The sequence below is a fragment of the Frankia sp. CeRuru1 genome, from assembly GCF_977966315.1.
This window is the reverse complement of record NZ_CDWWEW010000171.1, coordinates 1-10,598: the sequence shown is the minus strand read 5'-3', so window position 1 is coordinate 10,598 and position 10,598 is coordinate 1. Positions and strand designations below refer to the sequence as shown.

The 10,598-nt window shown below is 70.4% G+C and carries 12 protein-coding genes; 7 read left to right on the top strand and 5 right to left on the bottom strand.

Going from position 1 to position 10,598, the window contains the following annotated elements:
• On the top strand, positions 1-697 hold a 697-nt coding region (locus tag AC08OP_RS13740; RefSeq protein ID WP_476614555.1), incomplete at its 5' end, for a hypothetical protein.
• Between the two features lie 233 nt (positions 698-930).
• Here AC08OP_RS13740 and AC08OP_RS13735 read toward each other — a convergent pair.
• Positions 931-1,317: a hypothetical protein gene (locus tag AC08OP_RS13735; RefSeq protein ID WP_476614554.1), complete on the bottom strand. Its 387-nt coding sequence runs from the start codon at positions 1,315-1,317 to the stop codon at positions 931-933.
• Between the two features lie 58 nt (positions 1,318-1,375).
• A complete protein-coding gene (locus tag AC08OP_RS13730) occupies positions 1,376-1,570 on the bottom strand; it encodes a hypothetical protein (protein ID WP_476614553.1) in 195 nt (64 codons plus the stop codon).
• A gap of 116 nt (positions 1,571-1,686) precedes the next feature.
• On the opposite strand from AC08OP_RS13730, the gene AC08OP_RS13725 reads away from it, so the two are divergent.
• Positions 1,687-2,133, top strand: coding sequence for a hypothetical protein (locus AC08OP_RS13725; protein WP_476614552.1), 447 nt, complete (start codon positions 1,687-1,689; stop codon positions 2,131-2,133).
• A gap of 44 nt (positions 2,134-2,177) precedes the next feature.
• Here AC08OP_RS13725 and AC08OP_RS13720 read toward each other — a convergent pair whose 3' ends face one another.
• Positions 2,178-2,771 (bottom strand): NADPH-dependent FMN reductase, encoded by a 594-nt coding sequence (locus AC08OP_RS13720; RefSeq protein WP_476614551.1) that lies wholly within the window; start codon positions 2,769-2,771, stop codon positions 2,178-2,180.
• A gap of 113 nt (positions 2,772-2,884) precedes the next feature.
• On the opposite strand from AC08OP_RS13720, the gene AC08OP_RS13715 reads away from it, so the two are divergent.
• Entirely contained in the window at positions 2,885-3,718 is an 834-nt protein-coding gene (locus AC08OP_RS13715) for a helix-turn-helix domain-containing protein (RefSeq protein ID WP_476614550.1), read from the top strand.
• Here AC08OP_RS13715 and AC08OP_RS13710 read toward each other — a convergent pair.
• The gene (locus AC08OP_RS13710) at positions 3,711-4,196 is read right to left on the bottom strand and encodes a MarR family winged helix-turn-helix transcriptional regulator (RefSeq protein WP_476614549.1); all 486 of its coding nucleotides are present in this window, start codon (positions 4,194-4,196) and stop codon (positions 3,711-3,713) included. The two genes, AC08OP_RS13715 and AC08OP_RS13710, sit on opposite strands and share 8 nt — an antisense overlap.
• Before the next feature lie 320 nt (positions 4,197-4,516).
• On the opposite strand from AC08OP_RS13710, the gene AC08OP_RS13705 reads away from it, so the two are divergent.
• From AC08OP_RS13705 to AC08OP_RS13695, 3 genes are read left to right on the top strand one after another with little or no spacing between them, the layout of a single operon-like run.
• Entirely contained in the window at positions 4,517-5,401 is an 885-nt protein-coding gene (locus tag AC08OP_RS13705) for an MmoB/DmpM family protein (protein WP_476614548.1), read from the top strand.
• 2 nt (positions 5,402-5,403) lie between these two features.
• On the top strand, positions 5,404-6,429 hold the full coding sequence (locus AC08OP_RS13700; protein ID WP_476614547.1) for an aromatic/alkene monooxygenase hydroxylase subunit beta: 1,026 nt from the start codon (positions 5,404-5,406) through the stop codon (positions 6,427-6,429).
• Positions 6,430-6,471: 42 nt separating this feature from the next.
• Complete coding sequence (locus AC08OP_RS13695; RefSeq protein WP_476614546.1) at positions 6,472-6,807, top strand: beta-class carbonic anhydrase; 336 nt, start codon at positions 6,472-6,474, stop codon at positions 6,805-6,807.
• Between the two features lie 161 nt (positions 6,808-6,968).
• Here the strand turns inward: AC08OP_RS13695 and AC08OP_RS13690 are convergent, their stop codons facing one another.
• Complete coding sequence (locus tag AC08OP_RS13690; protein ID WP_476614545.1) at positions 6,969-9,584, bottom strand: Tex family protein; 2,616 nt, start codon at positions 9,582-9,584, stop codon at positions 6,969-6,971.
• Between the two features lie 415 nt (positions 9,585-9,999).
• Between AC08OP_RS13690 and AC08OP_RS13685 the strand changes: the two genes are divergently transcribed.
• Positions 10,000-10,598: MEDS domain-containing protein (locus tag AC08OP_RS13685; protein ID WP_476614544.1), on the top strand; the 599-nt coding region annotated here is incomplete at its 3' end.

Here is a 10,598-nt window from a genome sequence, read left to right as displayed (position 1 = left end):
GGACATGGGGGAGCCGGTCGCGTGGGCGCCGGGGATGTCGCTGCTGCCCGACGTCAGTCCGGCGGCGTGGGTAGCGGCAGCCCTGGCCGCTACCACGTCAGCCGCAACGGTCGCGGCGATGGTGCCGCCCGTCTTCGCGGCCTATGCCCGGGTGCTGCCGCCGACTTACGACCGTGAGGGTGTGGGACGGCGACACCGGTGGTCCGAGATCGCCGCATGCCGAGGCGTGGCGCTGACGGCTGAGACCCGGTTCGACGACCTCGTCGCCGGTTCCGACCATTGGGGGCGACCCGCTGACGGAGGCTTGGACGCGCGGGAGACGGCGGCTCTCGCGAGGGTCCTGTCCAGCTTCACCGACACGCCGGACCAGGCGTACTTCTGCCTCTGGGAGGGTTTTGGCCTCGCTGAGACGCGCGCCTGGGAGGACCGGCCGATGCGTGTGCGGACAGCTAACCGGGCGTACCACCTGCTCACCGGGCCGGTGAGCGCCGCCCCGATGTTGCCGGCGCCGGTGGAGTGGAGGTGCGCGAGTCTGTGGTGGCCCTACGATCGGGCCTGGCTTGTCGCCACCGAGATCGACGGCTACTCCACCTACATCGGTGCCAGCCACGCCGCGATCGACGCGGTCCTCGCCGATCCCGCGATCGACGCCGTTGCCGCGCGTCCCGCGACCCCGCTCGATCCCAGCTACGGCTGACGTTCACCCACCTCCTCAACTCGGCGGCCCGAAGCGGCGTCATGCGGGCAGCCGGACGTCCTGTCATCAGCAGATGAGCGCGTTGGTTAGTCTCGCGCGAGGTCTGTCTGCGATTCGCCGTCGGTCCGCGCGAGCACTCTCTGCTGGTGGCTTCGGTGGGTGGTCCGGCGGGCGCGCTGGTTGCCTGCATCGCCTGGAGCGGACTCGGGCCGCCCTCGCTCGTTTCGACAACGTCAGCCGGTCGACGGCTCCCCGAGCCGGACCAGGTTGAGTCGGTAGGAGCGCACCTGCGGGTCCTCATGCATGGCCGGCAGCGCTGCGGATACCTCGGATGGCAGCCGGTCGAGTACGGCCCGCGGGGCTTCGGGCAGGGTCCGGGATTCGAGGATCTCCAGCCCGGGCACCTGGCGTTCCAGGTCGGCCGGGTTTTCGCAGAACCAGCGGGCGCGGGCGTCGACCTTGCTCAGCGCGTCATGCTGTTCCTGGTTCTGCCGCATCCACTCGCCCCAGCTGTCGAAGGCGGCGAGGCTGCCGGGAAACCGGCCCGCGACCCGGGCAAGCACGTTGTGGACGTCGTGCTTGTCGGGAACCCGAGCACGGCCTCGGCCACGAACATCCACGGCCCCGGGCCGGTGTCCGCGGCGACCTCGAGCCAGTCGTCGTCGAGGACGGACCCGGTCAGGTGCCGGCGGCGGGTGCCGTCGCTGAAGAAGCGGCGGCGCAGCGCCATCGCGTCAGGAAGATCCAGCTCCAGCCACCGACCGCGACCGCGAGCGACGCCCGCCCGTACAGCGGGATCAGCAACGTCTCTGCGACGGCTCCCAGCTCGGCGGCGACGCCCGGGCCGGCCGGCGTCTCCCATTGGCCAGTCATGTGCCACCATCTCCCACTATTGAAAGCGGTTCTCATGACAATAGCCGGAAGGCGTGTGGTGCCCAAGTCAAGGTGGCCAGCTGAGTGGCTCCCCGAGAGTGCGTCGAGTGCCAGGGATGCTGGTCGTCAGGAGCGCCGACTGGTCGGCCGCCACCATCGCCCGGCCTATGGCGAAGGTCGTCGACGACCAGAAACCGCAGAGCACCGTGAGTGACGAGCGGGCCTCGGTGTGGGCAGCTGCGGTGCGGCCCGGAGCCGGTGGTCGCGAACGCATCACAGGCCTCCCGTTGATGAAAACAGTTGTCATCATAGACAGAGGACCTGCGTGGAGACGAACAGGGGCTGGCCGAGGACGAGCCGAGGACCGGGTCGTCGCCGTCGCCCCGTCGGTGCACGAGGCGTGGGTGGACGCCGGGTTCAAGACCACGGTCATCGAGCACGGGGCGGGGCTGGGGATCGTCAGGGAAGAACTCCGCCAGGAAGCCGTCCTTGTCGTAGTTGTGAACCGCGTCCTAGTTGTGAACCGCGCTCACTGGTCGTACTCCTTGAGACAGACGGCGTAGCGGGCTTCGGCCAGCGGTATCGCGTGCCGGTACCAGGCGGACCACTAGTCGGGGTAGGGCACCTCGGCGCGCGCCTTCTGGAGTGCGGCGGCCCACCAGGCAAGCTGGTTGAACAATGTCTTGGCGTAGCCGGGAGCGTCGGGATCAGCTGGCCGACCAGCATCCCAGTTCACGAAATAGTTCGGGAATGCCAGCCCGTCGCGAATGGTCACCGCGTGCAGCTCGGTGAGGACGTTCTCCAGGTGCAGGACTGCGTGTCGACCGCCCGCCGCGCCGCCGTAGCTGACAAAAGCGACCGGCTTCGCGGTCCACTGGGTGAAGTGCCAGTCGATGGCAGCCTTCAGTGACGCCGGGTAACTATGGTTGTATTCGGGGGTTACTAGGACGAACGCGTCTGCGGCGTCGAGCCGCGCGGTCAGGGGTGCCATGCCCGCCGGGCGCGGGTATGAGTCTCCGGCGTACTTCGGCGACGCGGCGGGCAGGGATAGGGGGATCTCAAAGTCGGCGAGGTCGACGACCTCTATGTCGAAGCTCCCATGCGCGGAGGCCTGTTCGGCGACCCATGAGGCCACGACTGGCCCGAACCTCGCCTCGCGCACGCTGCCGACGACGATGACAAGTTTGCTGGTTTCGCTCATGCGTCACATGTTCGGTCGCGCCGGCAGCGGCAGCCAGACCGAGCACAGGCTGGCCCTGATAGGGCCAGCATCGGACGGCGTACCGAGGCCGTGCCGGTCTTACAGTGAAGAGCGTGAGTACGCCGCTGGGTGACTTCCTCCGCGCCAGGCGCGATGCCACCCGGCCCGAGACGCTCGGCCTGCCGGCAGGCCCCCGGCGCCGCGTCCCGGGGCTACGGCGGTCGGAGCTGGCTTCGCTGGCAGGCATCAGCGTTGAGTATCTCGTCCGGATCGAGCAGGGGAGCGACCGCAACCCATCGGCCTCCGTCGTCAACGCGCTCGCCGACGCGCTGCGCCTCGACGTCTCCGAGCGGGAGCACCTGCGATACCTGGCCAAGATCGCCGCTGGCGTGTGTATCGGCCCGCTCACCCAACCTCGGCTGGAGGTCAGGCAGACAGTGCTCAAGCTGCTCGACCAACTCGAGCCAGGGATCGCCCTGGTCACCAACCGCCTGGGTGACATCCTCGCGTACACCAGTGGCTTCGACCTGGTCGCCCGACCGTCGGGGCTGCTCGATACCGACAGGCCCAACCTCACGCGCTTCGTCTTCACCGACAGGCGCGCCCGCGAGATCTTCCCGGAATGGGATCAGATCGCCGACGAACGAGCCTTCGACCTGTGGCTCGGCCCATCGGCCGAGCGCTCGGCCCAACTCAGGGCGGAACTCGCTCCGATCGCCGGCGACGACTTCACCCAGCGGCTGAACCGGCACGCGCTACCACGGCGCGGTCCGCTGCGGTGGACACACCCCGTGGTTGGTGAACTGCGGCTTGACCGCGAGGTCATGGAGCTCCCACCCGCCGATGCTCAGCAGTTGGTGGCATTCCTTCCCGCCGACGACACGACCGCCGACACGTTGAACCGGTTGTGCAGGAGGGGCGGTACCAGCCTGCGTGCCGTCAACTGAGCAAATATGGCGGCACGCCGCCACTCTTATCGAAGTCAAGCAGGTCCAGGAGGGTTGCGAGCAGCTGCTCGCCGTCCGGGCGGGGGATCCTGGCGGTCGCCACCTCGACCGGGGCGGTCCACCGGGAGACCGCGTGCGCGGTCTGCTGGCCGTCGGCGGTGAGGTGGAGCCGGTAGTGACGCCGGTCGGCGGGGTCCTGCTGGCGGCCAACGAGCCCTTTGCGGCGCAGGGCCGCCACGGCGTCGCTGACGGTGGGGTCGGCCACGTCGAGTTCACGTGCCAGTGCGCTGGTTCGGGCCGCCGGGGGTGGTCCCGCGTAGAGGCGGGCGAGGACCCGAAGCTGGGTGGGGGACAGGTCGTGCGCCTCGGCCGAGCGGCGGGCGAGCACCTGCAGGGCCTCGCCGATCCGGTCGAGGGCGGCCACGATCTTCGCGTCGAGCCCGGGGTGGCGTTCCTCGGGGGTGCCGGGCGGCCTCACGCGCGCGGTCCGAACGCCGCGTGTAGCGCCAGCACCGCTGCCTCCTGCCGTTGGGACTTTCCCGGGTTCGCGACGGCCGACCCGCCGCGAGGGTCGTACCGGGGAACGTCGGAACCCGCGAGTGGACCTTAGCAATCCGGTCCGCCCGGACCAGATCGTTAGGAGTCCTTGACATCAAGGGTCGTCCCGCACATGGTTCTCCTTTTCGACTGAAATTGTCGAGATGGCGGCCGGTACCGGGTTGGGCCGTGCGGCGCGTGAGCGTTGCCGGACCGGGTGGGTCCGGTCCGCGCCCGTGGGGGAACACCAAGGAGGCGAGCATGCCGAAGCTTGCCCGCAGTGACTGGTACGACCTGGCCCGCGACACCAACTGGTCGTTTGGTTACGTGTCCGAGCAGGACGTCTTCCCAGAGGAGCTGTCGGGGACGGGCCGGGTCTCAGCCGAGGGGTGGCTGGCCTGGGACGAGCCATACAAGATCACTTATCGGGAGTACGTGCACAACCAGGTGACGAAGGACACCACGACGTACTCGGTCAAGAACGCGATCGCCCGCTCGGCGCTGTTCGAGAAGCTCGACCCGGGATGGAAGTCGGTGATCCTGGCGCACTATGGCGCGATCACGATGCCGGAGTACCTCGCCTCCATCGGTGAGGCGCGGATGGGCCGGTTCGGGCGGGCGGCGGCGTGCTCGCCTACATGGGGCTGTCGCCGTCCGAGCAGGGACAGGACGCCACCGGCTACGCCTGGGCACAGGCCGCGGCGGCGGGCGCAACCGGCGCCAGGGCGGCACGGCGATGACGCCCGGGGGGCAGGTGACCCCCGGGGCGCAGGAGCACTCCCACGAGCACGTCCACGTCCACGAGCACTCCGAGGGGGCCCGATGGCTCTGCTGCCGCTGAGCGCGGTTTTCGAGCACGACTTCGTGTCGCTGCTGGTGGCGGTGGACGACGCCGACACCGTCGAGGCACTGCACGCCGCAATCGAGAAGGACAACCCCGACCAGACGCTGGTCGTGGAGGACCGCAACGGCTACGTGCGCATCAACGCGCCCCGCTTCCTGCGGGTCACCCGCGCCAGCCTGGAGGAGGCCGCCGGCCGGTCCGTCCCGCTCGCCACCCTCGAACCCGCCCTCGCCGGCTTTGCCGGGCGGATGCGGTACGTGAGCGACGACGAACTCGTCTGGTACCTGGACCGGAAGGACTGAGGATGACTACCGCCCCCACGACGAGGCCCCTGCGCACCTGGAGTGTGTTCGACGGGGCCCGCCGCAAGCCGAACGAGTACGAGACCGTCACCGGCCACTTCCACTACCACTTCGGGCGGCAGCCGGCCCCGTTCGATCTTGATCCTGACAGTCCGATCAACCGGTGGTACCTACGCTACCGCGAGGGCTCGCCGCTGCGGGGCGTGGACTGGGAGGCGTTCCGCGACCCCGCCCAGCTCAACTACCGCCGCTACATCGCCCTGCAGCACGACCGGGAGATCTACGCCGAAGGCGTCGTCGACCACGTCGAGGCCCTCGATGCGGATGCCGGCCTGAACCCGGCCTGGGTGGGTGTCCTCGCGCGGCTTTACCTGCCCGCCCGCTACCTGTTCCACGTGTTGCAGATCACCAGCCTGTACGTCGGCCAGCTCGGACCCAGCGCCTACGTCAGCAACGCCGCGTTCTTCCAGGCCGCCGACGAACTGCGCGCCCTGCAGTGGATCGCCTACCGGGCCAAGGCGCTGTCGTTGGTCCATGGCGCCGACCTCGCCGACAGCCGGGCCACCCGACGGTTCTGGGAAGACGACCCGGCCTGGCAACCCGCCCGGGAGGCGCTGGAGCGGTTGCTGGTCGCCTACGACTGGGCGGCGGCCTTCACGGCGCTGAACCTCGTCGTCAAGCCGGCGCTCGACACCCTGCTCAAGACCGCTCTCGCCGACCTCGCGGACGCCAACGGCGACGGCCTGACCGCCCAACTGCTGCGCGAGTCCGGCGTCGACGGCGCCCGCAGCCGGGCGTGGAGCGCGGCCCTGGCCCGCCACGCCATCGCCGGACGCCCCGACAACGCCGCGGTTCTCGCCGCCTGGGAAGAAAACTGGCGCCCCCGCGCGGAAAAGGCCGTCGCGGGCTTGGCGGCCCTGTTCGGCGATGCCCCGAACCCGGCGAGCCCGGCCGAGGTCGCCACCACCGTTGCCGCGACCACCGCGGCGTTCCGTGCCTCCTGGACCGGCACGGCGGATCCCGCCTGAACCTCCGGCCTCCACCACCGATCCGCCTCCCGGGAAGGACCCATGTCCGTCACCGACGACTACCTGACCAACAACGCCGCCTACGCGAAGACCTTCGCCGGGCCGCTTCCGCTGCCGCCGTCCAAGCACATCGCCGCCGTCGCCTGCATGGACGCACGGCTCAACGTCTACGCGATCCTCGGCCTGGGCGACGGCGAGGCTCACGTCATCCGCAACGCCGGCGGCGTCGTCACCGACGACGAGATCCGTTCCCTCGCGATCAGCCAGCGCCTGCTTGGCACCCGCGAGATCATCCTGATCCACCACACCGACTGCGGCATGCTGACCTTCACCGACGACGATTTCAAACGCTTCTTTCTGATGGCACCATATTTCTGACGACACCGGGCTTCGTCCGCCGTCGGGGTGCTTCGGGGATCAGTACCGTCGATCCGCGAAGCATCTCCGGGGGGAGCCAGGTGAGTGGGGCCGGCGGGAGGCGCCGGAGCCGATAATTCCTGGCCTGACCCGCCGGCACCACCCGTCACCTGGTCAGTGGGTCAGCCGCGCTTGCGGCCGGACTCGCCGAGAGTGATCTGGTCGCCGTTGACGATGCCGGCCCGGCGCAGCGCCTCGGCGATCGCGCCGTCCGGCACACTGGATCCGCTGCGGCCACCGGAACCCCCGCGGCCACCGGAACCGTTCCTGCCACCGGAACCGCCACGACCGCCCGTGCCACCGCGTCCACCGGAACCGCCGGCACCACCGGCACCGCGACCCCCGGCACCACCACGTTCGCCACTCGCGGTGCCCCGGCCGCCATCCCGCTGATCACCACGATCACGGCTCCCGCCGCGTCCGGCGCCTCCGCCGCCACGTCCGGCGCCTCCGCCGCCACGTCCGGCGCCCGCACCCGCGGCTCCTCGCCGGTCACCCTCGCCGTCCCGGCGACCCGGACCCCCGGCACCGGCCTCGTCGTCCAGCCGCAGCGTCAGCGAGATCCGCTTGCGTGGGATGTCGACGTCGAGAACCTTCACCGTCACGATGTCGCCGGGCTTGACGACCTCGCGCGGATCGCTGACGAAGTTCTTCGACATCGCCGACACGTGCACCAGGCCGTCCTGGTGAACGCCGATGTCGACGAAGGCCCCGAACGCGGCGACGTTCGTGACGGTTCCCTCCAGGGTCATGCCGGGGACCAGGTCCGCGAGCGTCTCGATCCCCTCGGTGAATGCCGCCGTCCTGAAGGCCGGCCGCGGGTCACGGCCGGGCTTCTCCAGCTCGGCGAGGATGTCGGTGACGGTCGGCAGGCCGAAGGTGTCGTCGACGAACTCGCTCGGCTTCAGGGCTCGCAGGACCGCGCCGTTGCCGATAAGGGAGCCGAGGTCGCCGCCGGTCGCCGCGAGGATGCGCCGCACCACCGGGTAGGACTCGGGGTGCACGCTGGAGGCGTCCAGCGGATCCCCCCCGCCGGGGATGCGCAGGAAGCCGGCGCACTGCTCGAACGCCTTCGGCCCGAGGCGGGGGACGTCCTTCAGCGCGGCCCTGGTCTGGAACGGCCCGTGCGTGTCGCGGTGGCGCACCATGCTCTCCGCGAGGCTCGCCCCGATTCCGGACACCCGGGTCAGCAGCGGGGCGGACGCGGTGTTGACGTCCACCCCCACCGCGTTCACGCAGTCCTCGACCACCGCGTCCAGGGATGACGACAGCCGGGACTCGGACAGGTCGTGCTGGTACTGCCCAACCCCGATCGACTTCGGGTCGATCTTCACCAGCTCCGCGAGCGGGTCCTGCAGCCGCCGGGCGATCGACACGGCCCCGCGCAGCGAGACGTCGAGCCCGGGGAGCTCCGCCGCGGCATAAGCGGACGCCGAATACACCGACGCCCCCGCCTCCGACACTGTCACCTTCGTCAGCGACAGCTCCGGGTGCCGGCGGATGAGGTCCTCGGCGAGCTTGTCGGTCTCCCGGGAGGCCGTCCCGTTCCCAATCGAGATCAGGTCGACGCGGTGCTCCCGGGCGAGCCGGGCCAAGGTGGTGATCGACTCGTCCCACCGCCGTGCCGGGACGTGCGGATGAATGGTGTCGGTGGCGACCACCTTGCCGGTCGGGTCGACCACGGCGACCTTCACTCCGGTGCGGTACCCCGGGTCGAGACCCATGGTCGCCCGGGTCCCGGCCGGCGCCGCGAGCAGCAGGTCACGCAGGTTCGCCGCGAACACCCGCACGGCGGTGTCCTCGGCGGCCGTCCACAGCCGCATCCGCAGATCGACGCCGAGGTGCACAAGGATGCGGGTGCGCCAGGCCCAGCGGACCGTGTCGAGGAGCCACCGGTCCGCCGGCCGGCCCGCGTCGGAGATCCCGAACGTCTCGGCGATCCGCGTCTCGTAGTCGGTCGGCCCGGGCGGCGGGGCGGCGTCCGGCTCCGCGGGCACGCCCGGTTCGAGGGCCAGGTCGAGGATCTCCTCCTTCTCCCCCCGGAACGCCGCGAGGATGCGGTGCGACGGCAACGAGGTGAACGGCTCGGAGAAGTCGAAGTAGTCCGAGAACTTCGCCCCCGCCTCCTCCTTGCCCTCCCGGACCCGGGAGACCAGGACACCACGCGACCACATTCGCTCGCGCAGCGTGCCGATCAGGTCAGCGTCCTCGGCGAACCGTTCGACGAGGATCGCCCGCGCCCCCTCCAGCGCGGCACCCGCGTCGGCCACGCCCTTCTCCGGATCGACGTAGGCCGTCGCTGTGGCGTACGGGTCGAGCGAGGGGTCGCCCAGCAGGCTCTCCGCCAGCGGTTCGAGGCCGGCCTCCCGGGCGATCTGCGCCCTGGTCCGCCGCTTCGGCTTGAAGGGCAGGTAGATGTCCTCCAACCGGGCCTTGGAGTCGGCGGCGAGGATCTGCGCCTCCAGGGCGTCGTCCAGCTTGCCCTGCGACCGGATCGACTCGAGGATCGCGCCGCGCCGATCCTCCAGCTCCCGCAGGTAACGCAGCCGTTCCTCCAGCGTGCGCAGCTGCGTGTCGTCGAGGGTGCCGGTCGCCTCCTTGCGGTAGCGGGCGATGAAGGGCACGGTGGCACCACCGTCGAGCAGGTCGACCGCCGCCGTCACCTGCCCCTGGCGCACGCCGAGCTCCTCGGCGATCCGCTGATGGATGGACTGCTGCGGGACAGATGTCGTCGTCACAATCCCTGATCCGCCTTCTCGTCGATCTTCGGTCGCCGGGCCGGGGGCCGGCCGCGTCGTCGTCGCTCGGGCGCCGTGCGGTGAGACCCGCGCCGACGCTCTGACTGCGAGACTACGGGTGATCACGCGGTTTTCCGCCCGCGGGCGGCGGTCCCGGCGCGGGTTCCCGTGTTCCCGCAGCCTCCTGGTTTCGAGCGCCGGCCTCCTGGTCTCGGCTGCCAGCCTCCTGGTCTCGGGCATCGTCCCCGCGTGGCGCGGTTACGGCGGCGACCGGCCCGGCCCGGCGTGGCCCGCCTGGCCGGAGACCCGGTTCCGGGGTGGCCGGGTCGTTTCCGCTACCAGCTCTGATGAGCTGGGCGGTCTGATTGTGTTGCGGGGTATATCCCATTGGTTCGGCATGACCTACGATGTGCCCGTGCACACTGGGGACGGGGCTGTCGGCGCGGGCCGCGTGTATTCTCGGCATTCCGCCGCCGAGGTCGCGGTGAGTGGCCGGGCGGGCTCCCGTGGGGGCGACCCGCGCTTTGCCGCGTCGGGCCGCGAGGTGAGCCGCGGGAGTACCCTGGGCTCCATCTGTGGCCCGATCGCCGGTGGAAGTGGGCTCGACGGAATTTGCCACGAGGCTTTCCTGTATCAAGGCGACGCCGGTTTCCTCAGCGCAACGCACGATTTCGTGCTCGCCGGGCTCGCGGCCGACGAGGCCGTCCTGGTCGCCGTGACACAGCCGCGGATACGCCAGTTACGCGCCGCCCTCGGTCGGGCCGCGCAGCGCGTCTCTTTTCTCGACATGGCCGAGCTCGGTCGTAATCCGGCCCGGATTATTTCGGCCTGGCAGGATTTTCTGGACCTCGGTGTCGAACGCGGTCGGCTGGTACGGGGGATCGGCGAGCCGATCTGGCTGGACCGGTCCGGCCCGGAGCGGCGAGAATGCATGCTGCACGAGGCGTTGCTCAACGAGGCGTTCGCCGCGCCGCCGGCGTGGCGGCTGCGGTGCCTCTATGATGTGGGCCGGAT

Coding starts and splice junctions, on each gene's coding strand:
- AC08OP_RS13730 (WP_476614553.1), bottom strand. CDS start 1,570: ATGACTGGCCAATGGGAGACGCCGGCCGGCCCGGGCGTCGCCGCCGAG.
- AC08OP_RS13725 (WP_476614552.1), top strand. CDS start 1,687: ATGCTGGTCGTCAGGAGCGCCGACTGGTCGGCCGCCACCATCGCCCGG.
- AC08OP_RS13720 (WP_476614551.1), bottom strand. CDS start 2,771: ATGAGCGAAACCAGCAAACTTGTCATCGTCGTCGGCAGCGTGCGCGAG.
- AC08OP_RS13705 (WP_476614548.1), top strand. CDS start 4,517: ATGCCGAAGCTTGCCCGCAGTGACTGGTACGACCTGGCCCGCGACACC.
- AC08OP_RS13700 (WP_476614547.1), top strand. CDS start 5,404: ATGACTACCGCCCCCACGACGAGGCCCCTGCGCACCTGGAGTGTGTTC.
- AC08OP_RS13695 (WP_476614546.1), top strand. CDS start 6,472: ATGTCCGTCACCGACGACTACCTGACCAACAACGCCGCCTACGCGAAG.